Source organism: Embleya sp. AB8 (assembly GCF_049739465.1).
Lineage (GTDB): Bacteria > Actinomycetota > Actinomycetes > Streptomycetales > Streptomycetaceae > Embleya.
The window spans coordinates 16,494-40,037 of the sequence record NZ_JBMHHY010000010.1; the positions used below are offsets into that span (position 1 = coordinate 16,494).

General features: G+C 70.8%; 21 protein-coding genes. 16 read left to right on the plus strand and 5 right to left on the minus strand.

The annotated features are described in order from the left end of the window. Window positions 1-39: 39 nt before the first annotated feature. Together ABIA38_RS15830 and ABIA38_RS15835 are read right to left on the minus strand one after the other, a co-directional pair. Window positions 40-834, minus strand: a complete 795-nt coding sequence (locus ABIA38_RS15830) for an enoyl-CoA hydratase/isomerase family protein (protein ID WP_424639275.1) — start codon at window positions 832-834, stop codon at window positions 40-42. Window position 835: 1 nt separating this feature from the next. Beyond that, the gene (locus tag ABIA38_RS15835; RefSeq protein ID WP_424639276.1) at window positions 836-1,618 is read right to left on the minus strand and encodes an enoyl-CoA hydratase/isomerase family protein; all 783 of its coding nucleotides are present in this window, start codon (window positions 1,616-1,618) and stop codon (window positions 836-838) included. Between the two features lie 155 nt (window positions 1,619-1,773). Between ABIA38_RS15835 and ABIA38_RS15840 the strand changes: the two genes are divergently transcribed. From ABIA38_RS15840 to ABIA38_RS15905, 14 genes are all read left to right on the plus strand, one after another. Beyond that, window positions 1,774-2,586: an enoyl-CoA hydratase/isomerase family protein gene (locus ABIA38_RS15840; RefSeq protein ID WP_424639277.1), complete on the plus strand. Its 813-nt coding sequence runs from the start codon at window positions 1,774-1,776 to the stop codon at window positions 2,584-2,586. 15 nt (window positions 2,587-2,601) lie between these two features. Then, window positions 2,602-3,243, plus strand: a complete 642-nt coding sequence (locus tag ABIA38_RS15845) for a nitroreductase family protein (RefSeq protein ID WP_424639278.1) — start codon at window positions 2,602-2,604, stop codon at window positions 3,241-3,243. Between the two features lie 29 nt (window positions 3,244-3,272). After that, on the plus strand, window positions 3,273-4,457 hold the full coding sequence (locus tag ABIA38_RS15850; protein WP_424639488.1) for an acetyl-CoA C-acyltransferase: 1,185 nt from the start codon (window positions 3,273-3,275) through the stop codon (window positions 4,455-4,457). A 61-nt stretch (window positions 4,458-4,518) separates the two neighbouring features. Further along, window positions 4,519-5,640 (plus strand): acyl-CoA dehydrogenase family protein, encoded by a 1,122-nt coding sequence (locus ABIA38_RS15855; protein WP_424639489.1) that lies wholly within the window; start codon window positions 4,519-4,521, stop codon window positions 5,638-5,640. 298 nt (window positions 5,641-5,938) lie between these two features. Further along, window positions 5,939-7,135 (plus strand): CaiB/BaiF CoA transferase family protein, encoded by a 1,197-nt coding sequence (locus ABIA38_RS15860; protein WP_424639279.1) that lies wholly within the window; start codon window positions 5,939-5,941, stop codon window positions 7,133-7,135. Window positions 7,136-7,145: 10 nt separating this feature from the next. Then, complete coding sequence (locus tag ABIA38_RS15865; protein WP_424639280.1) at window positions 7,146-7,649, plus strand: MaoC family dehydratase; 504 nt, start codon at window positions 7,146-7,148, stop codon at window positions 7,647-7,649. Further along, window positions 7,646-8,098 (plus strand): acyl dehydratase, encoded by a 453-nt coding sequence (locus ABIA38_RS15870; protein ID WP_424639281.1) that lies wholly within the window; start codon window positions 7,646-7,648, stop codon window positions 8,096-8,098. Before ABIA38_RS15865 ends, ABIA38_RS15870 begins: the two co-directional genes overlap by 4 nt. 27 nt (window positions 8,099-8,125) lie before the next feature. Continuing rightward, window positions 8,126-9,940 (plus strand): acyclic terpene utilization AtuA family protein, encoded by a 1,815-nt coding sequence (locus tag ABIA38_RS15875; RefSeq protein WP_424639282.1) that lies wholly within the window; start codon window positions 8,126-8,128, stop codon window positions 9,938-9,940. Further along, window positions 9,937-10,263: a DUF7508 domain-containing protein gene (locus ABIA38_RS15880; protein WP_424639283.1), complete on the plus strand. Its 327-nt coding sequence runs from the start codon at window positions 9,937-9,939 to the stop codon at window positions 10,261-10,263. The genes ABIA38_RS15875 and ABIA38_RS15880 overlap by 4 nt, the downstream gene beginning before the upstream one ends. A gap of 16 nt (window positions 10,264-10,279) precedes the next feature. After that, window positions 10,280-11,464 carry an acyl-CoA dehydrogenase family protein gene (locus tag ABIA38_RS15885; protein ID WP_424639284.1) on the plus strand — a complete coding sequence of 395 codons (1,185 nt, stop codon included), beginning with the start codon at window positions 10,280-10,282 and terminating at the stop codon, window positions 11,462-11,464. Then, window positions 11,461-13,161, plus strand: coding sequence for an amidase (locus ABIA38_RS15890; RefSeq protein ID WP_424639285.1), 1,701 nt, complete (start codon window positions 11,461-11,463; stop codon window positions 13,159-13,161). The genes ABIA38_RS15885 and ABIA38_RS15890 overlap by 4 nt, the downstream gene beginning before the upstream one ends. 37 nt (window positions 13,162-13,198) lie before the next feature. Beyond that, complete coding sequence (locus ABIA38_RS15895; RefSeq protein WP_424639286.1) at window positions 13,199-14,140, plus strand: cyclase family protein; 942 nt, start codon at window positions 13,199-13,201, stop codon at window positions 14,138-14,140. Window positions 14,141-14,243: 103 nt separating this feature from the next. Next, window positions 14,244-15,389 carry a thiolase family protein gene (locus tag ABIA38_RS15900; RefSeq protein ID WP_424639287.1) on the plus strand — a complete coding sequence of 382 codons (1,146 nt, stop codon included), beginning with the start codon at window positions 14,244-14,246 and terminating at the stop codon, window positions 15,387-15,389. Between the two features lie 59 nt (window positions 15,390-15,448). Beyond that, on the plus strand, window positions 15,449-16,213 hold the full coding sequence (locus ABIA38_RS15905) for an SDR family NAD(P)-dependent oxidoreductase (RefSeq protein ID WP_424639288.1): 765 nt from the start codon (window positions 15,449-15,451) through the stop codon (window positions 16,211-16,213). A gap of 188 nt (window positions 16,214-16,401) precedes the next feature. Here the strand turns inward: ABIA38_RS15905 and ABIA38_RS15910 are convergent, their stop codons facing one another. The 3 genes from ABIA38_RS15910 to ABIA38_RS15920 all read right to left on the minus strand — a co-directional run bounded on the left by ABIA38_RS15910 (window position 16,402) and on the right by ABIA38_RS15920 (window position 20,798). Beyond that, a complete protein-coding gene (locus tag ABIA38_RS15910) occupies window positions 16,402-18,345 on the minus strand; it encodes a helix-turn-helix domain-containing protein (protein WP_424639289.1) in 1,944 nt (647 codons plus the stop codon). Window positions 18,346-18,510: 165 nt separating this feature from the next. Continuing rightward, entirely contained in the window at window positions 18,511-19,305 is a 795-nt protein-coding gene (locus tag ABIA38_RS15915; RefSeq protein WP_424639290.1) for a 3-hydroxybutyrate dehydrogenase, read from the minus strand. Window positions 19,306-19,478: 173 nt separating this feature from the next. After that, window positions 19,479-20,798, minus strand: a complete 1,320-nt coding sequence (locus tag ABIA38_RS15920; protein WP_424639291.1) for a tannase/feruloyl esterase family alpha/beta hydrolase — start codon at window positions 20,796-20,798, stop codon at window positions 19,479-19,481. Window positions 20,799-21,131: 333 nt separating this feature from the next. Here ABIA38_RS15920 and ABIA38_RS15925 point away from each other — a divergent pair, with 333 nt between their 5' ends. Together ABIA38_RS15925 and ABIA38_RS15930 are read left to right on the plus strand one after the other, a co-directional pair. Beyond that, window positions 21,132-22,394 carry an esterase/lipase family protein gene (locus tag ABIA38_RS15925; protein WP_424639292.1) on the plus strand — a complete coding sequence of 421 codons (1,263 nt, stop codon included), beginning with the start codon at window positions 21,132-21,134 and terminating at the stop codon, window positions 22,392-22,394. Window positions 22,395-22,402: 8 nt separating this feature from the next. Further along, the gene (locus ABIA38_RS15930; RefSeq protein WP_424639293.1) at window positions 22,403-23,464 is read left to right on the plus strand and encodes an alpha/beta fold hydrolase; all 1,062 of its coding nucleotides are present in this window, start codon (window positions 22,403-22,405) and stop codon (window positions 23,462-23,464) included. The last annotated feature ends 80 nt before the right edge of the window (window positions 23,465-23,544 follow it).

Here is a 23,544-nt window from a genome sequence, read left to right on the forward strand (position 1 = left end):
AAGTGCATCAGGGTGTGCCCCATCCTTGTCGGTTCGTGGTCACCGCACGGCCCAGCGGCCGGTGTAACGCGGCTCCGCGACCTTGTCCAGGAACGCGCGGTACGCGATCGGCGCGTCCTCGCCGGCCAGGTTGACCGCCTGCGCTCGGGTCTCGTTCTCGAGGGCCTCGCGCAGGGTTTGGGTGGCGCCTTCGTGCAGCAGCGCCTTCGACTGGGCGAGGGCGACCGGCGGCAGGGCGGCGAGTCGGTGCGCAAGGCCCGTGACGAACGCGTCGAGCTCGGGTTCCGGCTTGACCCAGGTGACCAGCCCCAGTTCGCGGGCCTCCTCGGCGTCGATCAGCTCGGCCAGCAGCACCAGTCGTTTGGCCTGCTGCAGACCCACGAGCCGGGGGAGCAGCCACGATCCGCCGAAGTCGATCGACAGTCCGCGCCGCGCGAAGATCTGGCCGAACCGGGCGGCGGGCGAGGCGACCACGAAGTCGCAGGCCAGCGCGAGGTTGCAGCCGGCGCCGACGGCGGCGCCGGCGACTCGGGCGATGATCGGCTTCGGGAATTCGTACACGGTGGCGGCGGCGTCGCCGAGCCGGCGCATCCGGGAGAGCGGGTGCTCCTCGGCGGACGCGCCCGCGAGATCGGATCCGGCGCAGAAGCCGTCCCCCGCGCCGGTCAGCACGACGACCCGGACGGTGTCGTCGCCGGCCAGCTCTTCGAGCGTGTCCCGCAGCAGTCGCCAACTCCGCTGGTCGAGCGCGTTCTTGCGGGCCGGTCGGTTCAGGGTCAGGCGTACGGTGGCGCCGTCCTGGGTGCGCAGGATCGGGTTCGGTTCCTCGCCCATGTCAGCGGCCCTCGAACACCGGTGTCCGGCGCTCCCGGAACGCGGCCATCGCCTCCGCCGCGTCGTGGGTGCCGTGCACCACCGCCATGTGCGAGGAGATCAGGTCCAGCGCGGTTCGTACGTCGGTACGCGCCGACTGGTAGGCCGCGCGCTTGATCATCCGCAGGTTGAGCGGCGGCTGGTCGGCGAGCCGTCGCGCGAAGTGCCGCCAGGCGTCGGCGAATTCCTCGTCGGGGTGCACGTGGTTGGCGATGCCCAGGCGCAGGGCCTCCTCGGCGTCCACGAAGTCGCCCGTCCACATCAGCTCCAGGGCCTTGCCCATGCCGACCAGGCGGGGCAGGTAGTAGCACCCGCCGTCGCCGGGCACGAGGCCGATCCGGATGTATCCCTCGGACATCCGCGCCGACCGGGACAACAACCGCACGTCGCACATCAGCGCCATGTCCATCCCCGCGCCGACGGCGGTGCCGTTGACCGCCGCGATCAGCGGCTTGTCCAGGTCCTCGACGGCGTACGCGACCCGGTGGATGCGATCGGTGAGCAGGGACTTGACCGCGAGCGGCCCGGTGGCCTCCTCGGCGAACGAGTCCAGATCGATGCCGGAACAGAACGCGTCACCGGCGCCCGTGACCACGACTACCCGGACGGCGTCGTCGGTGCGCGCGGAGCGCAATGCCTCCGCCCAGCGCTCGATCATCTCGAACGTGAACGCGTTCTTCATCCGTGGGCGGTTCAGCACAATCGTGCCGATTCCGCCTTCCACCGTGTACTCGAGATCCGTCATCGACCGGCCCCTCACTCGGTTCCCGGCGAACTGCCGTTGCACCGTTGTCGTTTGCGCACCGCATCCGCAAAATGCATACTACCACGTAGGTTTTTTTGGATCGATCGAGCCCGTCCCTCCAGGTCTGTGAGGGCCGGGCGCGTAGGAGGCGTCAGATGGACTACTCGCGCTTGGCACCGACCCTGTTGGTCGAGGAGGACGGGCCGCTGCGGATCGTCACGCTGAACCGGCCCGACGAACTCAACTCCGTCGACGACCGGCTGCACGAGGGGCTGCGTCGGGTGTGGGACCTGCTCGTCGACGACGAGCAGGCGCGCGCCGTGGTGATCACGGGGGCCGGCCGGACCTTCAGCGCCGGGGGATACCTGCCCAACTTCATCCGCAACCACAACGACCTCGACGCCCGGCGCAAGGACATCCGCGAGGGCGAACGGCTGGCCCGCGCGATGATGTCCTGCGAGTTGCCCGTGGTGGCGGCGGTCAACGGCCCGGCGGTGGGTCTGGGGTGCAGCCTCGCCTCGATGTCCGACTTCGTGGTGATGGCCGAGGACACCTTCATGAGCGACCCGCACGTTCGGGTGGGTCTGGTCGCCGGGGACGGCGGCGCCGTCACCTGGCCGTGGCTGACCAGCCTGCTGTGGGCGAAGGAGTTCATCCTGCTCGGGGACCGGATACCGGCCGCCGACGCGCTGCGGATGGGGTTGTGCAACCGGGTGGTCCCCGGGAACGAAGTGCTGGCCACCGCCAAGGAGTTCGCGCGCCGGTTCGCCGCGCTGCCGGCCCAGGCGGCGCGGGACACCAAGCGTGCCCTCAACATGCACCTGCTCGACTCCGCCAACACGGTGCTCAATTTCGCGCTCGCGGCGGAGTACGAGTCCTTCGGCACCGAGGACGTCAAGATCCAGGTCGCCCGGTTCCTGGCCAAGGCCGACCGGGAGACCTCCCAGCCGCAGCCGCAGCCGGAATAGGGCGGTGCCAACGATATGAACCATCGGCTGAACATCGCGGCGACCGACTACCTCCTGACCACGACGCGGGCCGTGCGCCGCCGCCTCGATCTCGAGCGCCCGGTCGAACGTGAGGTCATTGTCGAGTGCCTCGGGCTCGCGGTGCAGGCCCCGACGGCAAGCAACCGACAGATGTGGCGCTGGCTGGTCGTGGACGATCCGGACGTGCGCGCCGGTATCGCCGACCTGTACGCGCAGGAGAACGTGCCGCGCATCGAACGGCGGCGTCGGCGGATCGAGGATCCGCAGACCCGGCGGGTGTTCGACAGCGCGATGCACCTCGCCCGGGTCCTCGAGCGGGTTCCGGTGCTGATCGTGGCGTGGGTCGACGAGCTGCCCGACGGTCCCGGGGCGACACCTCCGGCCGCGTTCTACGGGTCGATCTTCCCGGCGATCTGGAGTCTGCAACTCGCGCTCCGGTCCCGGGCCCTGGGCTCGGCGCTGACCACGCCGTTCGGCGGCAGTCTCGAACCGCGATACCGCGAGCTGCTGGGTCTGCCCGACACCGGCACCCCGATCGCCCTGCTCCCGGTGGCCCACACGATCGGTGACGACTTCCGGCCGGCCCGGCGTCCGCCCGTCGAAGAGGTCACGCGGTGGAACCGCTGGACCGATTAGGTGTCCCTCACTCACCAGGAAGGATTCCCATGCGCGAAGTCGTCGTCGTCGACGCCGTCCGGTCTGCGATCGGCAAGCGGAACGGAGGGTTGGCGCACATACATGCCAACGAGTTGCTGGGCGACGTGCTGCTCGGACTGCTCCGGCGCCACGACCTCACCGGGGCGGAGGTCGACCACGTGGTGGGCGGCTGTGTCGGGCAACTCGGCATGCAGGCCGCGAACGTCACCCGCAACGCGTGGTTGACCGCCGGTCTCCCGTCGGAGGTGCCGGCGGCCACGGTCAACGCCCAGTGCGGGTCGTCGCAGGAGGCCCAGCTCATCGCGCACGCCCGGATCGCGAGCGGCCTCGCCGACGTGGTGATCGCATGCGGCGTCGAGGTGATGAGCCGGATCCCGCTCGGCAGCAACATGCCGCCAGGGGGAGCACACGGCAATCCGCGCGGCGGCCGGTATGCCGAGGTGTACGAACCCACGGTCCAGTTCGAGGGAGCCGATCGGATCGCCGAGCGCTGGGACCTGACGCGCGACGAACTCGACCGGTGGGCGAAGCGTTCCCAGGACCGGGCCGCACGCGCCTGGGCCGAGGACCGCTTCGGCGACCAGGTCGTCCCCGTCGAAGCGCCGGTCGTCGACGACGCCGGCACCGTCGTCGGAAGCAGGACGATCACCCGCGACGAAGGCATGCGCGCGACCACGCTCGAAGGTCTCGCCGGGTTGCGGCCGAACCAGCCGGATCGGGTTCCGGCGAGCGTGCACACCCCCGGGAACTCCTCGCAGATCTCCGACGGCGCGAGTGCGGTTCTGTTGATGAGCCGCGAGCGCGCGGACCGGCTCGGACTCCGGCCGCGGGCGCGCGTCGTCGACTCGGTCCTGGTCGGTTCCGATCCCGTGCTGATGCTCACCGGGCCGATTCCGGCGACGGCGAAGATCCTGGACCGGACCGGGCTGACGCTCGCGGACATCGATGTCGTCGAGATCAACGAGGCGTTCGCCTCGGTGGTGCTGGCCTGGGCGAAGGAGTACGACGCGGACCCGGACCGGGTCAACGTCAACGGCGGTGCGATCGCCCTCGGGCACCCGCTCGGGGCGACCGGCACCGTCCTGATCACCAAGGCGCTGCACGAACTCGAGCGCTCGGGCGGTCGGTACGCACTGATCACCATGTGTTGTGGTGGAGGGCTCGGCACGGCGTCGGTCATCGAACGTCTGTGACCTCTCCACGCGGATCTACCAGTGAGGAAACCCGATGATCGACTCGACGGCCCGGCCGTGGATGACCGGTGACGCGGCCGACCTGTTCGCGATGGCGACGTCCTTCTTCGACCGCGAGGTGCCGGCCAACCGGGAGCGGTGGGAGGCCCAACACCACGTCGACCGCGACTTCTGGCTCCGGTGCGGCAAACTCGGGCTGCTCTGCGTGAGCATCCCCGAGGAGTACGGCGGTGGTGGCGGCAGTTTCCTGCATCAGGCGACCATCCAGGAGGCGTACGCCCGGCACGGCGACCGGTCCTGGGGCAATTCGATGCACAGCGGGGTCGTCGCCGACTACATCCATGTGTATGGGACGGAGGAGCAGCGGCACCGCTGGCTCCCGAAAATGGCCACCGGGGAGTTGCTGGGCGCACTGGCGATGACCGAGCCGTCGGCCGGTTCGGACCTCAAGGCGATCCGGACCAGAGCCGAACGCACCGGCGACGGATGGCGGATCAACGGATCCAAGATCTTCATCACCAACGGCGGCAGCGCCGACCTGGTCGTGGTGGCGTGCTCCACCGACCCGTCGAAGGGTGCGAAGGGCATCTCACTGATCGTCGTCGAGACGGAGTCGGCCGCCGGCTTCAGCCGAGGGCGTCCGCTGGGCAAGATCGGCCAGCACGGCTCGGATACGAACGAGCTGTTCTTCGACGACGTGCTCGTCCCCGCGCAGAACCTCCTCGGCGAGGAGGGCAACGGCTTCGCGATGATGATGGGCAAACTCCCGCAGGAGCGGCTGATCATCGGCATCACCGCGGTCACCGCGATCGAGTTGGCGGTGGCGGTCACCACGGACTACGTGAAGCAGCGGGAGGCGTTCGGCGCCCCGCTGATCGACAAGCAGCACGTGCGCTTCGAACTCGCCGAGTGCGCGACGCTCGCGAAGGTCGCCCGGACCTTCCTCAACGAGTGCATGGCCACGCACCTGGCGACGGGCCTCGACCTGCCGACGTCGAGCATGTGCAAGTGGTGGCTGACCGACGTCCAGTGCCGGGTGATCGACAAGTGCCTGCAACTGCACGGCGGCTACGGCTACATGACCGAGTACCCGATCGCCCGACTGTACGCCGACGCCCGCGCCCAGACGATCTACGGCGGCACCAACGAGATCCAGAAGGAGCTGATCGCCCGAAGCCTGTGACGGGGCCGGGTCGAACCAGGACGAACAGCACGGTCCGTGGCTGCCGCATGGTCGCACCGCGAACAACCCTCACCACCACGGCGTGACACCCCGAACGACCTGGGAGGTTCGCCCTCCGGCGGCGGTGACCCAGGCATTTACTTTCAACCTACGCGGTAGTATCTTTCTCGGCACCCGGTGTTCGGACGCGGACCGGTCGGCTTCGACCGGCGGTTCCCCGCACGTCCTCTTCGACCGGTAGCCCCCCTTTCCCCTCTCCCTCTCCAGGATTTTCCCCCTTCCAGGAAAGGTGCGACCCATGACGCCTACCCGCGCTCTCGACGGCATCGTCGTGCTTGACCTCAGCCAGGTCTACAACGGTCCCTACTGCACCGCGCTGCTCGCGCAACTCGGCGCGGAGATCGTCAAGATCGAACCGTTCGGCGGCGAACCGGTGCGGTGGCGGACCGTGGGCGAGCAGCAGACGGCCGCGTTCGATCTCCTCAACGGCGGCAAGAAGAGCCTGCGACTGGACCTGAAGAACCCGCGCGGCACAGAGTTGTTCCTGCGCCTGGTGGCCCGGGCCGATGTCGTCGTCGAGAACTTCACCCCCGGCGCACTGGACCGGCTCGGCCTGTCCTACGAGGTCCTGGCGCAGACCAACGAGCGGATCATCCTGGCGTCCGGCCGGGGCTACGGCGCATCCTCGCCACGAGCCCGGCAACGTGCCATGGACCTGACCATCCAGGCCGTGAGCGGTGTGATGGCGACGACCGGTCGGCCCGACCAGCCACCGACGAAGGCCGGCCCCGCGGTCGCCGACTTCTTCGGCGGCACGCACCTGATGGGCGCGATCGCCGCGGCGCTCTACCAGCGCACGATCACCGGGCGCGGCCAGCATGTCGAGGTGGCGATGCAGGAGGCCGTGATCCCATCCCTGACCTCCAGCATCGCGGGATATCTCGACAGCGGCGGCACCTGCCCGGAACGCACCGGGAACCGGCACGGGGGCCTGGCCGTGTGCCCGTACAACGTCTATCCCGCCGCGGACGGTTGGGTGGCCATCCTGTGCATGGCGGACCGCCAGTGGCGGGCGCTATGCCTGCTGATGGACCGTCAGGATCTGGCCGACGATCCGGAACTGGCATCGCCGCCGGCCCGGGTGGCCCAAATGGATCACATCGACGACCTCGTCGCCGCGTGGACCGCCGGGCTGGCCCGCGACCACCTGGTGGCGCGACTGGAGGAGGCGGAGGTGCCCTGCGCCCCGGTACTCGGCCTGTCCGACGTGATGACCGGGCCGCTCGTCGCCGCCGACGGCATGATCAGGCCCGTCACCGATCCGAACGGACGGCGAACCCACGTCCTCGGCAGCCCATTGCGGCTCGGCGCCTCCGCACCGGTATCGCCCGCGCCGGCACCCGCCCTCGGGGCCGACACCGAGGAGCTGCTCGGGCGGAAGTTGGGCCTGAGCGCCGACGATGTCCGCAAACTTCGCGACGAGAACGTTGTCTAGGAGACCCACCATGCAGATCGACGAAGCCCTACTGGGCTCCTTCGACCCCCACATCGGCGTGCCGCACACCCGCGCCCTCGGCACGGTGACCGACGTGCTGATCCGTCGCTACGCCCATGCGATCGGCGATGCGAACCCGCTGTACCACGACGCCGAATTCGCCCGCAGCCGCGGCCACGCGGACATCGTGGCGCCGCCCAACATGGTCACCGCCGTCTCCATCTGGGACGAGGGCGACGCCACCGAGGAACTGCGCACCGACGGCCTCCCCGCCGACGGACACCTGCACGGCCTGCCCACCAGCGGCGTACGGGTCATGGGCGGCGGCGAGGAGACACGGTTCCTCGCCCCGATCACCGCCGGGACGACACTCGAAGAACGATCGACGTTGATCGACGCCCGGCTCCTGACCGGCCGCAGCGGTCCACGCATCGTGGTCCGCTACCGCTCCGACTACCTCGACGACCACGGTCGCCTGTACGTGACCTCGATCAAGACGGTGCTTGTCCGATGAACAGCTCACGCCCGGCCCTCGCCCAGACCCCGCGGTTCGGTTCCGTCCGGTCGGGCGACCGATTGCCCGAGACCCGACACACACCCTCCCGGCTCCAGTTGTTCCGCTACAGCGCCATCACCTGGAACAGCCACCGCATCCACTTCGACCCGGACTACGCGGCCGCCGAGGGCTACCCGGACGTCCTCGTCCAGTCGCACCTGCACGGCGCCTTCCTGACGTCGTTGTGCACCGACTGGATCGGCGACGGCGGACGCCTGGTCCGGCTCGACGTCGCGGTGCACCGCTACGCCGTCCCCGGAGACGACCTCGTCTGCGGCGGCGAGGTCACCGGCCTGGAGCCGGGCACCGACGGACACGGCCTCGTGCACGTCCGGCTGACCGAGACCCGCGAGTCCGACGGGACCGTTTGCGCCGTGGGCTCCGCCACGATCGAACTCCCCCTGTGACGACGCCGCTTCGAGGAAGGGCACACCATGCCGTTTGAGCGCGATGTCCTGCGCATCGGGAACTGCTCGGGGTTCTTCGGCGACCGCTTCTCCGCCGCCCGCGAGATGGTCGAGGGCGGCGAACTCGACGTCCTCACCGGCGACTACCTGGCCGAGCTGACCATGCTCATCCTGTGGAAGCTCCGGCAACGCAACCCCGAGCGCGGCTACGCGTCGACCTTCCTGGCCCAGATGGAAGAGATCCTCGGTACCTGCCTGGACCGTGACATCAAGGTCGTCACCAACGCCGGCGGGCTCAATCCCGGCGGACTCGCCGGGGAACTCGGCCGCCTGGCCGAACGACTCGGCCTCCGGCCCAGGATCGCCCACATCGAGGGCGACGACCTGCTCGGCCGGCTTCCCGAGTTGCAGGCGCAGGGCCATCCGCTGACCCACCTCGGATCGGGGAAGTCGCTCGCCGACGCCGGTGTCGAGCCGGTCACCGCGAATGCCTACCTGGGCGGGTGGGGAATCACCGAGGCGCTGCGCGGCGGGGCGGACATCGTGGTGTGCCCGCGGGTGACCGACGCCTCGTTGGTGGTCGGACCCGCCGCGTGGGCCTTCGACTGGCGGCTCGACGACTGGGACCGCCTGGCCGGCGCCGTCGTCGCCGGGCACATCCTGGAGTGCGGCGCCCAGGCGACGGGAGGCAACTTCGCCTTCTTCACCGAGCTTCCCTACCGGGGACGTCCCGGCTTCCCGCTCGCCGAGATCTCCGCGGACGGCTCCAGCGTGATCACCAAGCACCCCGGCACCGGCGGCGCGGTAACGGTGGAGACCATCACGGCACAGACGCTCTACGAGACCTCGACGCCGGAGTACCTCAACCCCGACGTGATCGCCCGGTTCGACACCATCGCCCTGTCCGACGCCGGCCCGGACCGGGTCCGGGTCGGCGGCGTGCGAGGCTTCCCGGCGCCCGAGACCGTCAAGGTGTGCGTCAACCACCAGGGCGGCTACCGCAACAGCGCCACGCTCGTGATCACCGGGCTCGACGTCGAAGCCAAGGCCGAGCACGCGGTCCGGTTGTTGTTCGACGCGCTCGGCGGGCCGGACACCTGCGCGGAGACGGACATCCGCCTGCTGCGCACCGACCATCCGGACGCGCCCGGCAACCCCGAGTCCGAGGCCCGCCTGCGTGTGACGGTCAAGGACCCGGACGAACGTAAGGTGGGGCGGCGGTTCTTCGACGCCGTCGGGGAGATCGCCCTCTCCGCCTACCCCGGCATGTACGTCGAACAGGCCGGCCGGTCGGGAAGCGCGTACGGCGTCTACTGGCCCACACTGGTGCCCGCGGACGTCCTGCACCCCGAGGTCGTCTTCGCCGACGGATCCCGCATCGTGGTGCCCGACCCGCCGAGGGAGCGGTTCGAGTCCCCCCGCACGCGGCCCCGCGACGTGCGCCCCGCGCTCGACGGCGACACCGTCCGCGCGCCGCTGGGGTGGGTGCTCGGCGCCCGATCCGGGGACAAGGGCGGCGACGCCAACATCGGTCTGTGGGCCCGCACCGACGAGGTCTACACGTGGATGGTGGCCCAGCTCGACGAGGCCCGGCTGCGCTCGCTGCTCGGCGAGGCCGCCGAGCTCGACATCGACAGGTACGAGCTGCCCAACCTGCGCGCCGTCAACTTCGTCGTGCGTGGTCTGCTCGGCGACGGGGTCGCCGCCACGACGCGCCCCGATCCGCAGGCCAAAGGACTTGGAGAATACGTGCGTTCGCGATGGGTGGACATTCCCCGGGCACTGCTGCCCGACGACCGGGCGATCGCAGCAGACCCCGCCCAGGCGGTGGCAGCCCGATGAGCGTCTCGATGACCAAGGCCTGGATCCCACTGACCGCGGAGCATGTGAACGCGGTGCCCGGGTGTGTCGGCGTCTTCGAGGTGGCCGACGAGAACGGAATCGTCGTCATTGACTACGCGGGCGGGCACACCTCGTTCGGACTGCGCGGCGCGCTCATCCAGTGCCTCGACCAGGGGCTCGGCCGGTCGTTCCGGTACGAGCGGACCAACGCCTACATCTCGCGCTACCGCGAGGTCGCGCAGGTCTTCACCAACGAGTTCGGCACCCCGCCGCGGAACCTGCGGGGCGCCGACGCGCCGACCGGACACGTGCGACCGAACTAGAACCGGAGAAGCAACCATGGGTTTTGCCATCGACGACGTCCAGCGCTCGCTGATCCACAACGTCCGTCGCTTCGTGCGCAAGGAGATCATTCCGCTCGAGTTGGAGCTCGACCCGGACGAGAGCGAGGTAAGCGCGCCGGTCCTGGCCCAACTCGTGGCCAAGACACAGGAGATGGGGCTCCACAACCTCGACGTCCCGGAGGAATGGGGCGGGGCCGGGGTCGACCTGGTGACCCGGACCCTGCTGGCGATGGAGATGTCCCAGCACCGCGCCGGCCTGTACGCCCCGTGCTACTCCGCCTTCGGGCAACCCGACATGGGTCAGCTCTACGAGGGCACCGACGAGCAGAAGGAGCGCTACCTCTTCCCGGTGCTGCGCGGCGAGAAGAGTTCGTTCTTCGCGCTCACCGAGCCCTCCGGAGGCAGCGACCCGGCCCGGGCGATCCAGACCCGTGCCAAGCGGGACGGCTCGGGCTGGATCCTCAACGGCACCAAGACCTTCATCAGCGGCGCCGACAAGGCCGACTTCGGGCTCGTGTTCGCGCGCACCGGCGACCAGGGATCCGGGCGCGCCGGGATCACCTGTTTCATCGTGGACGCGGACACCCCGGGCTTCACCGTCAGCCGGGTGATCCACACCCTGCGCTCGGGCCACTACCCCACCGAACTCTCGTTCGAGGACGTCCGCCTCCCGGCCGAAGCGGTCCTCGGCGAGGTCGGCCAGGGCTTCTCGCTGGCGAGCGAGCGGCTCACCAAGAACCGGATCCCGTACTCCGCCGGCTGCCTCGGCGTGGCCATGATGGCGCATCGCATGGCCGTCGAGTACGCGCCCACCCGGTCGGTGTTCGGCGCCGCGCTCTCCGAACACGAGGGCATCCAGTGGATGCTCGTCGACAACGAGATCGACCTGCGCACCGCCGCCTGCGTGGTCCTGGACGCCGCCGAACGCGCCGACAGCGGCAAGCCGTTCCGGACCGAAGCGGCGATCGCGAAGATCGTCGCCACCGAGGCGGCCGCCCGGGTGGTCGACCGCTCCCTCCAGATCCACGGGGCCTACGGGGTCGCCAAGGACCTGCCGCTCGAGCGTTGGTACCGCGAGTTGCGGATCCGGCGCATCGGCGAGGGCTCCACCGAGACCCAACGGATGATCATCAGCCGGGACATGTTGCGCGGCCGCTACACGAGTCTGCTCGACAGATGACTCGACCCGAGGCATCCCCCTGCGCGGCCGGTGGACGCGTCGTCACCACGTCGGCCGAGCGGCACGTACGGGCGCTGTTCGACGCCGTCGGTCTGGCGGTTCCCGACGACGAACTCACCTCCATCGCCGGCGACTACCCGACGCTGCGCCACCAGGCCGACGAGCTGCATCGAACCGCCACCGACGGCATCCCCCGTGCGGTGTCGGCCCCGAAGACCTACCGGGCGCTCGCCCCGACGGCTCCGCCCGCCCACCGAGCCACCGCCGAGACGATCCGGTCGACCGCGCGCAAGCTCCGCGACGGGACGATCTCGGCAACCGAACTCACCACCGACATCTTCGCGCGGATCGATCGCCTCGACGGCGAACTCGGAGCGTACGTCAGCACGTTCCGCGACGCCGCGCTCGAGGCGGCCGATCGTGCCGATCGCGAGCTGAGGGCCGGGCACGACCGAGGCCCGCTGCACGGGATCCCCCTGGCGATCAAGGATGTCATCGCGACGATCGAGGGACCGACCCGCGCGAACAGCGTGGTCGTACCGTCCCGGTGGCAGGGCAACCGCGACGCGACCGTGGTGGCGCGGCTGCGGGACGCCGGCGCGATCCCGGTGGGCAAGGCGACGACACACGAGTTCGCCCTTGCGTCGAACGACCCCGCCAACGGTTTCCCGACGTCGCGCAACGCCTGGGCCACCGATCGGTTCGCGGGTGGGTCGAGTTCGGGCACCGCCGTCGCGGTGGCCTCCGGACTGGCCGTCGCGGGACTGGGCACCGACACCACCGGGTCGATCCGGCATCCGGCCGCGCTCAACGGCGTGACCGGCCTCAAGGTGACCTTCGGGCGCGTGTCGACCGCCGGGATGATGCCGCTGGCCCCGAGCCTCGACACGGTCGGTCCCGTCGCCCGCTCCGCGTGGGACTGCGCGCAGCTGCTCCAGGTGATGGCCGGCCACGATCCGAGCGACGCCCGGTCGAGCCGGCAGCCCGTACCGCATTACCTCGACGCGCTGAACGGCTCCGTGCGCGGACTGCGGATCGGTTGGCCGAAAGGCTACTTCTTCGACCCCGGAAACGTCGCCGAGCCGGTCACGGCCGCGGTGACGGCGGCCATCTCCGTACTGCGCGAAGCGGGCGCGACCGTGTCGGAAGTGCGCCTGCCCAGCGCCGACATGGCGAAGTTCGCGGGCACCGTCGTGGTGCTGAGCGAGGCATTCGCCCAGCACCGGGACGATCTGGTGGCCCGGTGGGCCGACTACGGCGGCAACGTGCGCGGGCTGCTCGCCCGGGGCGCGCTCTTCGGCGCCGCGGACTACTTCCAGGCCAGGAACATCGCGGCCGTGTTCCGCCGAGAGGTGTTCGAGGCGATGCGCGACTGCGACGTCCTCATCCTGCCGACCATGCCCACCGGCGCACGACTCCTGGACGAGACCGACCCCACGATGATGGATCGCTGGTCGAGCGCGTCCTTCACGCCGCAGTGGAACCTCACCGAAGTCCCGGTGTGCGCGGTGCCGGTCGGCTTCGACGGCGGCGGAATGCCCGTTTCCATGCAGGTGGTCGGCAAGCCGTTCGACGAGGCCACCGTCCTGCGCGTCGCCGACGCGTACCAACGGTCGACCGACTTCCATCTGGCCGCCCCGGCCGTACTTCGAGCCGCCGGCGCCCAGGTGGGGCGCACCCTGCCGAAGGACATCTGACCCCACGCCACCGGGGGAGAGCCAAGGAGAACCAGCCATGCCCGACAACCACGCTTCCGGCGCGCACCGCGAGGTGGCCACCAGCCCGTACGGGCCCGACGACCAGATCGGCCGGCTCAATCTGATGAGCCCCGAGTCGCGTGCGGCGTTGATGAAGCGCATCGACGCCACCCGGATGTTCGACCTGTCCGTGGACTACTTCATCGGGATGCCGTCGTGGCAGATGGTCGGCGACCCGGCGTACCAGATCTGGATGACGCATACGCCGCACGGCACCGTGAACGACGGACTGCCGGGCATCTCGAAGGAGATGACCGAGTACATCGGCTACTCGGGCGACTCGATCCTGATGTACACCCACACCGGCACCCACATCGACACCCTCAACCACTACGGCTACAACGGCCGGATCTACAACAACTTCAACGAGCGTGAACACCTGGGATCGCGGCACTGGCAGGTCTCGGGCGCGGACAAGATGCCGCCGATCGTGGCCCGTGGGGTCCTGCTCGACTTCGCCCGCCTGCGCGGCGTCGACATGCTCCCGGATCGCTACGGCATCACCCCCGACGACGTCGACGAATGCCTTGCCGCGCAGGGTGTGGACATCGGGCTCGGTGACGTCGTGCTGGTCAGAACGGGACGGATGCGGGAGTGGCCCGACCACGTGGCGTGGGGGGACAACCCACCCGGAGTGACCCGCGCCGCCGCGGTGCATCTGGTCGAGAAGGGGGCGATGATCATCGGCTCCGACACGATCTGTGTCGAGCAGGGGCCCGCGACGGACGACGACAACTACACGCCGGTGCACACCTACCTGCTCGCCGAAGCCGGTGCGCCGCTGATCGAGGCGCTCAACCTCGAGGAACTCGCCGAGGCGCGGGTGTACGAGTTCGCCTTCTTCGCCGCGTGTCTGCGGCTGCGCGGGGCGACCGGGTCGCCGCTGCGGCCATGGGTGTTCCCGCTGCGCGAGGACTGAGCGGCTCCGCAGGACCGACCGCCTTGCCGGCTGCCTCCTGGGGAGTGCCGGCAACCGCGGGCGCACGGTGGTTCGAATGTGGCATCGAGTACAGGAGATCGACATGCGAGACGCAGTTGTGGTGCAGGCGGTACGGTCCCCGATCGGCAAGCGGGCGGGGGTGTTGTCGGGCGTACATCCCGCGGACCTGTCCGCCCGGGTGCTTCAGGGGCTGGCCGCCCGCGCCGCGTTGGATCCGGCGCTCGTGGACGATGTGATCTGGGGCTGTGTCGGCCAAGTCGGCGAGCAGACCTTCGACATCGCGCGGACGGCGGTGTTGTCGGCGGGGTGGCCCGAGGCGGTGCCCGGCACCACGGTCGACCGCCAGTGCGGCTCGTCCCAGCAGGCCGTCTCGTTCGCCGCGGCAGGTGTGGTCGCGGGGCACTACGACGTGGTCGTGGCCGGCGGCGTCGAGTCGATGTCCCGCGTCCCGATGGGGAGTTCGTACGGCACGCAGATCCCGCTCGGGGAGTTGTACACGAACCGATACGGCCCCGGCATGCCGAACCAGGGCCTGGGCGCCGAGCGGATCGCCCGCGAATGGTCGTTGAGTCGCCACGACCTCGACGCGTACGCCGTGCGCTCGCACCAGCGCGCGGACCGTGCCGTCGCCGCCGGGGCGTTCGACGCGCAGCTCGTGGCGATCGAAACGCCGGGAGGACGGGTGAACGCGGACGAGGGGATCCGGCCGAACAGTTCGATCGAGATCCTGGCGCGCCTGCAGACCCCCTTCCTCGAGGACGGCGTGGTCAGTGCCGGCAACGCCTCGCAGATCAGCGACGGCTCCGCCGCCGTACTGATCACCACCTCGGAGATCGCGCGGGCCAACGGCTGGCGGCCGCTGGTCCGGGTGCATACGGCCGTCGTGGTCGGCAGCGACCCGAACCTCATGCTCACCGGCCCCATTCCGGCGACCGCCAAGGTGCTGGCCAAGTCCGGGCTGAGCATCGCCGACATCGGCGCCTTCGAGGTGAACGAGGCGTTCGCCTCGGTGCCGCTCGCCTGGCAGGCCGAATTCCACGCGCCCGAGGAGGCGTTGAACCCGCTCGGCGGCGCCATCGCCCTGGGCCACCCGCTCGGTGGGTCCGGCGCGCGGATCGCCACGACCCTGATCCACCACATGGTCGACCGCGGCATCCGCTACGGGCTTCAGACCATGTGCGAAGGCGGCGGCCAGGCCAACGCCACCATCTTCGAGCTCCTGGCGTAGCGCCCGCCGAGCCACGGAACCACAGACCACAACGGACACCAGGACAGGGAGCTGCATCGATGGGTCGTTACGACGGACGGGTCGCGGTGGTGACCGGGGCGGCACGTGGGATCGGGCTGGGCATCGCCACCCGGCTCGCAGCGGAGGGCGCCTCGATCGCGATCGTCGATCTCGACGAGGGGGCGGCGCACGAGGCCGTCGGATCATTGCCGCTGACCGAGCCGGCGAAGGCGTACGCGATCGGTGCCGACATCGGCGACGAGGCCGCCGTCGAGGCGGCGGTCGGCGGCGTCGTCGAGGAGTTGGGCGGCATCCATGTACTGGTCAACAACGCCGGCGTCACCCGCGACAGCCTGGTCTTCAAGATGACCGAGCACGACTGGGACCTCGTGATGAACGTGCACCTCAAGGGCGCGTTCCTGATGACCAGGGCCGCGCAGAAACACTTCGTCGCGCAGCGGTACGGGAAGATTCTCAACCTCTCCAGTACCTCCGCGCTCGGCAAGCGCGGGCAGGCGAACTACGCGACCGCGAAGATGGGAATCCAGGGCCTCACCCGGTCGCTGGGTATCGAACTGGGCCCGTTCGGCATCAACGTGAACGCCATCGCGCCGGGTTTCATCGTCACCGAGATGACCGACGCGACGGCGGCACGGTTGCACATGCACGTCGAGGAGTTCCGCAGACTCGGCGCCGAGAAGAACCCGGTCAAGCGCGTCGGCTTCCCCGAGGATGTGGCAGCGGCCGCCGCCTTCCTGTGCAGCGACGAAGCCTCGTACATCACCGGCCAAACGTTGTACGTGGACGGCGGCGCCAAGCTGTAGGGCCATGGAGCCGACCGTGACACGGCGGGTGGCGACGCCCGACCGGTTCGACGTCCGAACGCGCCGAACCGGCCGGTGGTCAAGGCCGGAGGGCGCCGGCACCGGAGGTCGGCGAGCCCGGTCGGCCTCCGATGGTTGACGGGCCCGGGCCGGGTGAAGTGCTTCGATCGGGCGAGGCGAACGATTCGTCAACGGCGCGGAGCACGTTCGGTGAGTTGGTGCAGGCGCAGGGCGAGTTGTAGTTCGAGTGCTTGTTGCGGGTGGTTCCACTCCGGCCCCAGGAGGGCCTCGACGCGGTCCAGGCGTTGGACGACCGTGTTGACGTGTATGTGCAGCTCGTCCTTGGCCCGGGTCAGGCTGCCGCCACACGCGAAGTAGGCGCGGAGCGTGCGCACCAGCTCGGTGCCACGCCGCGTGTCGTACGCCAGCAAGGGACCCAACGCGTCACCGACGAACGCCTCGACGTCCTGCCGGTTGCCGAGCACGACGCCCAGGAACCCCAGCTCCGCGGCGCACGCGCCGTCGCCGGCGCGGCCCAGCACGACCAGGGCACGCAGGCAGCGGGCCGCCTCGGCGTGGGCCGCGGCGATGGCGCGCACACCCGTGGCGGGACCCGCCGCGGCGACCGTGACCGGCGCCGCGGTACCTGCGCCGAGCCGGCTCGCGGCGCGTCGGGCCGCCTCCCCCGGCGGCGTGCCGTCGTCCGGCAGGAGCAACACCGTGGACCCGGCGTGCTGCGCGGTCACCCCGCCGCCCCCGAACAGGTACTGCCGGGCGCGGGCCGCGAGCCGCTCCTGAGCCGAGGTCGCGGTGTCCGCGACGAGGACCAGGTGGGGGCGGTCGAGATCGATTCCGGAACGGCCCGCCCGGGCCGACAAGGACGCGGGATCGCGGTCGGGATCGGTCAACAGGTCGGCCAGCAACTCGCCGCGGACCCGGTTCTCGGTCTCCGCGACCGAGCGGCGCAGCAACAGCAGGAGCGCGGCCACGACGCCGGCCCGCTCGAAGACCCGACGGTCGGCGTCCTCGAGATCGGCGCGGTGCAGCACCAGGCTGCCGAGGGCCTCGGGCCCGGCCAGGATGGCGCAGACCCACACACCGTGCCGCGCCACCGCGCGCCCGAGTGCCTGGGACTCCTCGGCGGCCCGGACCAGGTCGACGCGGCCGAGCGGGGTGCAGTCGCCGTCCGTCGCGCTGCCGGTCAGGTCCAGGCCGTCGGTGTCGTGGACGGCGACGAACCCGCCGAGGAGTTCGGCGACCGCGGCGGCCACGTCCGGCAGGTCGCCGCCGCGCAACACCAGGTCGGTGAGCTTGTCGTGTGCCTCCTCGGCGCGCTGCACCGCGTCGGCGTGCGCCCGGATGACGGTGTTGGCCTCGGCCAGTTCCGTGACTGCCGCACGGGTGTCGGCCAGGGCGCGCGCGGTGTCGATGGCGATGGCGGCGTGAGTGGCCAGCGAGCTCAGCAGCGCCACTTCGTCGCTGCCGAACGTGCGCGGGGCCCGGTCGGCGGCCATCAGGACACCGACCACCTTGCCGCCGTCCCCGCGCGTGGAACCCAGCAGGAGGGGCACGCCGAGGATGGCGACCAGTCCCTCGTCGGACACGCCCACGTCGACCCGGTCGACGTGCCGAAAGCGGGTGTCCGTGCGGTAGTCGGGGGTCGCGTACGGCCGCGCGGTCTGCGCGACCAGGCCGCCGAGTCCGTCCCCGAGCCCCAGGCGCAGGCTCTGGAAGATCGGGGAGACCGACCCGTCGGTCACCCGCATGTAGGTGTCGCCGGCCTCCTCGTCGGGCAGCGTCAGGTACGCGGTGTCGGTGCCGAGCAACATCCTCGCCCGGCGCACGATCGAGCGCAGCACCGAGTCCAGGTCCCGCAGTGCCGCGAGGTCGCTCGCGGTGTCGAACAACGCGGTCAACTCCCGCTCCCGGCGCCGGTGTTCGCGCAGCGTGCCGCGGATCCGCAGGGCCTTCGCGGTGGCGTCCGCGAGTTCCGCGAGGTCCTCGGGAGCGGCACCAGCCGCGCGGGCCCGCGCGGTCAGGGCCCGGAAGTCCTCGGCGGGCGCGTCCGCGGAGAGGAGGTCGAAGAGGTCCGGGGTCAATCGTGCGGTGTGCCCGGGGTGTTGCCGTGCCATGGTGGTCCGTCCGCCGAGGTGGTGGCAGGGAAGGGAGGTGTGCGCCACCGTGGACGCCCCCGCCGAAGCAGGACATGGTGCCACGGGACACGACCGGGCATCGAGGCGTGTGCAGGTACGCCACGACGAGCACGATGCCGGCCGGGCGCGACCGCGGCGGGCGAGTCAGTGCGCGGTCCAGCCGCCGTCCAGCGCGAACGAGGTTCCGGTGACGTGGCGGGCGTGTGGTCGGCACAGGAACAGGGCCGTGGCGGCGACCTCTTCGGGTTCGATCAGCCGCTTGATCGCCGTGCGGTCCAGCAGGATGTCGCGGACCACGTCGTCGGCGCGGATCCCGTGCGCGGTCGCCTGGGCGGCGATCTGACTCTCGATCAGCGGTGTGCGGACGTAGCCGGGGCAGACGCAGTTGCTGGTCACCCCGTGCGGAGCGCCTTCCAGGGCGGCGACCTTGCTGAGTCCCTCCAGGGCGTGCTTGGCGGCCACGTACGCCGACTTGAACGCGCTCGCCCGCAGACCGTGCACCGAGGAGATGTTGACGATGCGTCCCCAGTGCTGCGCGTACATGTGCGGCAGAGTGCGGCGCATGATGCGAAAGGGCGCCTCCACCATCACCTTGTGGATGAGGGTGAACTGTTCGAGGGGGAACTCCTGGATCGGCGCCACGTGTTGCAGGCCGGCGTTGTTCACCACGATGTCGACCCGGGCCGGCAGGGCGTCGACGGCGTCCGGATCGGCCAGATCGGTCCGGTGCGCGGTGCCGCCGATCTCCTCGGCGACCGCCTCGGCCGCCTCCACCGCGATGTCCACGACGTGCACGTGCGCGCCCGCAGCGGCGAACGCGAGGGCGCAGGCGCGTCCGATCCCGCTCGCCGCCCCGGTCACCAACGCGACGCGTCCGGCCAGGAATGGGTCGTCGAGGGGGGTGGGCGAGAGGTCGCCGGTGTCCGCACTGGTTGCCATGGCCATACCGTAGGCAGCACGAGCCTGCGGGCACATGGAGTCCATCGCCATAGTCGCGGGGTACACCGTGGCCCGAAGCCCCATCCCGATCCCGTGGCCGCGGCGGCATCGCGGCGCGCGTGCCGATGAGCCGCCCGAACCCGCGGCCTCGGGCTTGAAGACACGCCCGAGGGTCACCAGGTGCGGATGTCCCCGTCGTCGACGCCCTCGTGCCAGGCCACGGTGCGGCTGGACGGCGGGTTCGTGCCCCGCTCGACCCAGTCCTCGAGGGCCTTGAACACGGTGCGGTAGGCGGGCAGGAGAGGACGCAGCCGGCGGGGGAAGAGGTCGCAGAATCCGTCGACATGGTTGCCGCCCTCGATGCGGTACTGGCGGTGCAGCCGGCCGCGACCGGCGGCGGTGACGAGGTCGGCATAGCGGTCGGAGTGCAGCGTGATGGGCAGGAACGCGTCGAGAGTCCCATGCAGGGAAAGCAGGGGTTTGCCGATCGCCCCGGTGAGTTCGACCCGGGCGACGGCCTCGTGGACGGCGCCGGGGCGGTTCGGGTAGTCGTAGTCGGCGTCGCTGCCGGCTTCGCCGGTGCCGCCGAAGGGGATACCGGCGGGCGGGAGCAGCGGGCCGGGGTAGTGCGGGTCGAAGACCGCCCGGTAGGTGCGTTGGGTGAGATCCCAGTACGTCCGGTGGTGGATCTGCCACAGGAACTCCGAGCCGGCCGGCAGCCCCGCGTCGATCAGCCGGGCCCACGCGTCCCGGTCACCGCTGTCCCGGTAGCGCGGATAGTGGGCCAGCATCGCCGGTAGATGGGTGAACAGGTTGGGTCCTTCGGCCCGCCACAGTGGGCCCTCCCAGTCCACCCCGCCGTCGTACAGGTCCGGGTGCCGTTCGAGCTGAATGCGCGTCAGGTAGCCGCCGTTGGAGATCCCGGTGACGTAGGTGCGGTGCGGTTCCGTGCCGTAGTGGCGGCGCACCACCATGCGCGCGGCGACGGCGAGTTCGGACAACCGGCGGGACCAGTCGACGAGCGCGTCACCGGGGCGGCGCCCCGCGGTGTGGAAGTCGGGGCCGGAATTGCCCTTGTCGGTGGCCGCGTAGGCATAGCCCGCGGCGAGCGCCCCGTCGGCGATGATGCGATCGCCGGCGTACTGGCGTCGGATACCCGGAGCGGCGGTGACGACCAGTTTGCCGTTCCAGTCGTCGGGCAGGCGCAGTACGAACTGCGCGTCGTGGTGCCAGCCGTGATGCGGATTCAGTCGGGTCTCGGCGGGGAAGTAGCCGTCGATCTGCAGTCCCGGCACCGGTTTCGGCCGTGCGGTCCCGGACGCGTGCAGGTGCGCCCAGTCCGCGAGCACGGTGTGCCCCTCGGCGGCGGTGCCGACGGTGGTCAGATCCCCGAGCCGCACGGCCCGTTGGTGTTCGGCTCCCGGCACGCGGACCGTCGGGCCGGCCTCGACGCCCGCGGCGGGTACGGCGCCGCCTTCCGTGGTGTCCGCCATCGCCGGCTCCTTCGAGACTGGTGGGGCGCGCCCGCACCGGGTCGGGCGTCGTATCTCCGCACGACGGTATGGCGGTGCCCGGGCCGCGTCCATGGCGTCGAGCCTCATCCGCTGCCGCCCGGGCATGGTCGTGGACCACACCCGGTGCGGCAGTTGCCCGACATCCGCTCGACGTCGGCGGGACGGGAGACGCGGTGGGGGACCCGGGACCAGGGGTGTGACCCACACCCGTGGCCGCTCGTCGTGTGGGCCGCCCTCATGGGCCCGGCCCGCCGGTCCCGCCTACCGTGTCGGGGCGGGCCGCTCCGGGCCCGCCGGGCGGAGGAGTCGACGATGGTGCGAAGGTTTGGCGGCTGGATCCTCGCGGTGTTGCTCGCGCTGCTGACCGGGCTCGCCGGAGCGCCGCCCGCCTCGGCCGCGGCGCCGGCCTACCTCACGATGGAGGCGAGGTACGACACGCCGGCCAACGGCTGGGACCATGTCGAGCGTTATCTCGACACCACCGCCGGATTCCGGCAGGAGCAGTACCCGCCGGACGGTCGCGGTGACCAGGACGGTCAGCGGTTGACCTTCTTCGGCGGGGTGAAGCAGCCGTATTCCGGGCGCTTCCTGCTCTATTCCGCGCCCGGCTGGAACAGCGGCGCGCACCAGGTGCCGGTGCTGCTCGTGCACGGCGCCAACGACAACCCGGACCGGGCCTGGGCCAACCCGGGCGAGTCGGGCGGCTACGGCTGCGGGAGTGCCTCCTGCCCGAATACCGGGCTGATGCAGTACCTCTCCACGCAGGGATACCGGGTCTTCGCCATCGGCTTCGCGCACAAGCAGGGCGACAACCTGATGCAGGCGCAAGAGGTGGGCGACGCGGTCGCGTTGATCCGCGCCAGGCTGGGCGTGGCACAGGTGGATCTGGTCGGCTGGAGCAAGGGCGAGATGTCCACCCGGGCGTACGTCTCCTCGGTCAAGCCCTCCTGGGGGCGGCCGTACGCCGGCGACGTCCGGAAGCTGATCACCCTGGGTGGACCCAACGGCGGCTACGACTACCCCTACGCGCACGGCTGGGCGCACGATTTCAGCATCTGGCCGGAGTGCGGCGGCAAGGTCAACGCGCCCTCCCCGCACCTGCACATGACCTGCTACGGCACCTACCAGGCGCACCCCGAGTACGCGTTCACCCCGACCGGCGGCTACGACGACTACCCGGGACAGCGGCAGATGTTGGCCCGCTGGGACGGTACGTACGGGGTCGACCAGAGTCAACAGGACTGGTACACCACCTACTACGGCGGCCAGGGCTTCTACACCGACGGCACCGGCATCCAATCCGCCATCGCCGCGGGCTCGTTGATCGCACCGCTGCAGCAGGCCGGCATTCCCGCCCAGGTCCGCACCTTCCTGCTGGCCGGCGGCACACCGAGCATCCTGGGCATCTTCAACGAGAACCGCGGACCCAGCGACGGCGTGGTCTTCGTCTCCAGTGCCCTGGACACCACCGGGGTCGGCACGGTCGGCGGGACCGCCCTGGTCGCCGGTGCCAACCACCTCCAACTCGGCTGGAACACCACGGTCGCGGCTCAAATCGCCGCCTGGATCGACTGAGGGATCGTATGCTGCCGCCCACCATCGCCGCCGGTCGGATCACCACCTCCCGGCTCACCGTCAACTGCCTCCAGATCGAAGGACGCTCCGGCGAGCCGGTGGTCTTCGTACACGGCAACGTGTCGTCCTCGCTGTTCTGGCGGCAGGCGATGCTCGACCTACCCGCGCGGTACCGGCCGATCGCGCTCGACCTGCGCGGCTTCGGCGACACCGACCCGCTGCCGGTGGACGCGACCCGCGGCCTGCGCGACTACAGCGACGATCTGAGCGCGCTGATCGAGGCGCTCGACCTGGGCCGGGTGCACCTGGTCGGCTGGAGCCTGGGCGGGGGCGTGGTCCTGCAACAACTGCGGGACCACGCCCAGCGGTTGCGCTCGGTGACCCTGGTCAACCCGGTCTCGCCCTACGGTTTCGGCGGCACACACGGAACCGACGGGCGGCTGAACAGCCCGGACGGCGCGGGCTCCGGCGGCGGTTCGGCGAACCCGGAGTTCGTCCGGTTGCTGGCGGCCGGCGAGACCGGCGGGGAGTCGCCGCTCTCACCCCGCGCCGTTTTCGCCGACTGCTACGTCGCCGCGCCCGTGGCGCAGGCCGACGGCTATGTCGCCTCGATGCTCTCCACCCGGGTCGGCGACGACCACTACCCCGGCGACTCCCGCACCAGCCGGGCGTGGCCGGGCATCGCCCCGGGTGACCGTGGCGTGCTCAACTGCCTGGCGCCGACCCATTTTCGGCTCGACGATCTGGAACTCGCCGCAGCCAAGCCCCCGGTGCTGTGGTTGCGGGGCTCGGCCGACGTGATTGTTTCCGACACCTCGCTCTTCGACCTGGCCCACCTGGGCGCACTGGGCGCCGTCCCCGGCTGGCCGGGTGAGGACCGCTGCCCGGCCCAGCCCATGCTCGCCCAGACCCGCGCCGTCCTGGCCCGCTACGCGGCCGCCGGCGGCCCGGTCCGGGAGGTGGTGGTCGAGGGCGCGGGGCACAGCGTGCACATCGAGCGCCCGGAGGAGTTCCGGTCGGAACTGCTGGCGGTGCTGCGCGAGGCGGGCGCCGGAGCCCCGGCCGGGTGACCTCGGCCCCCTGGGCCCGCGCCGGGTGGGGCTCGCGCCCACGCCCGGCCCGGGGCCGGCTCGTCCACCCGAACAGGGCG

Bases quoted from the DNA above. Each gene is read 5' to 3' on its own strand.
- ABIA38_RS15920 (WP_424639291.1), bottom strand. From the start codon at position 20,798: ATGGCGGACACCACGGAAGGCGGCGCCGTACCCGCCGCGGGCGTCGAG.
- ABIA38_RS15925 (WP_424639292.1), top strand. From the start codon at position 21,132: ATGGTGCGAAGGTTTGGCGGCTGGATCCTCGCGGTGTTGCTCGCGCTG.
- ABIA38_RS15835 (WP_424639276.1), bottom strand. From the start codon at position 1,618: ATGACGGATCTCGAGTACACGGTGGAAGGCGGAATCGGCACGATTGTG.
- ABIA38_RS15910 (WP_424639289.1), bottom strand. From the start codon at position 18,345: ATGGCACGGCAACACCCCGGGCACACCGCACGATTGACCCCGGACCTC.
- ABIA38_RS15865 (WP_424639280.1), top strand. From the start codon at position 7,146: ATGCAGATCGACGAAGCCCTACTGGGCTCCTTCGACCCCCACATCGGC.
- ABIA38_RS15895 (WP_424639286.1), top strand. From the start codon at position 13,199: ATGCCCGACAACCACGCTTCCGGCGCGCACCGCGAGGTGGCCACCAGC.
- ABIA38_RS15840 (WP_424639277.1), top strand. From the start codon at position 1,774: ATGGACTACTCGCGCTTGGCACCGACCCTGTTGGTCGAGGAGGACGGG.
- ABIA38_RS15860 (WP_424639279.1), top strand. From the start codon at position 5,939: ATGACGCCTACCCGCGCTCTCGACGGCATCGTCGTGCTTGACCTCAGC.
- ABIA38_RS15875 (WP_424639282.1), top strand. From the start codon at position 8,126: ATGCCGTTTGAGCGCGATGTCCTGCGCATCGGGAACTGCTCGGGGTTC.
- ABIA38_RS15890 (WP_424639285.1), top strand. From the start codon at position 11,461: ATGACTCGACCCGAGGCATCCCCCTGCGCGGCCGGTGGACGCGTCGTC.
- ABIA38_RS15880 (WP_424639283.1), top strand. From the start codon at position 9,937: ATGAGCGTCTCGATGACCAAGGCCTGGATCCCACTGACCGCGGAGCAT.
- ABIA38_RS15855 (WP_424639489.1), top strand. From the start codon at position 4,519: ATGACCGGTGACGCGGCCGACCTGTTCGCGATGGCGACGTCCTTCTTC.
- ABIA38_RS15900 (WP_424639287.1), top strand. From the start codon at position 14,244: ATGCGAGACGCAGTTGTGGTGCAGGCGGTACGGTCCCCGATCGGCAAG.
- ABIA38_RS15850 (WP_424639488.1), top strand. From the start codon at position 3,273: ATGCGCGAAGTCGTCGTCGTCGACGCCGTCCGGTCTGCGATCGGCAAG.
- ABIA38_RS15930 (WP_424639293.1), top strand. From the start codon at position 22,403: ATGCTGCCGCCCACCATCGCCGCCGGTCGGATCACCACCTCCCGGCTC.
- ABIA38_RS15905 (WP_424639288.1), top strand. From the start codon at position 15,449: ATGGGTCGTTACGACGGACGGGTCGCGGTGGTGACCGGGGCGGCACGT.
- ABIA38_RS15845 (WP_424639278.1), top strand. From the start codon at position 2,602: ATGAACCATCGGCTGAACATCGCGGCGACCGACTACCTCCTGACCACG.
- ABIA38_RS15830 (WP_424639275.1), bottom strand. From the start codon at position 834: ATGGGCGAGGAACCGAACCCGATCCTGCGCACCCAGGACGGCGCCACC.
- ABIA38_RS15885 (WP_424639284.1), top strand. From the start codon at position 10,280: ATGGGTTTTGCCATCGACGACGTCCAGCGCTCGCTGATCCACAACGTC.
- ABIA38_RS15915 (WP_424639290.1), bottom strand. From the start codon at position 19,305: ATGGCAACCAGTGCGGACACCGGCGACCTCTCGCCCACCCCCCTCGAC.
- ABIA38_RS15870 (WP_424639281.1), top strand. From the start codon at position 7,646: ATGAACAGCTCACGCCCGGCCCTCGCCCAGACCCCGCGGTTCGGTTCC.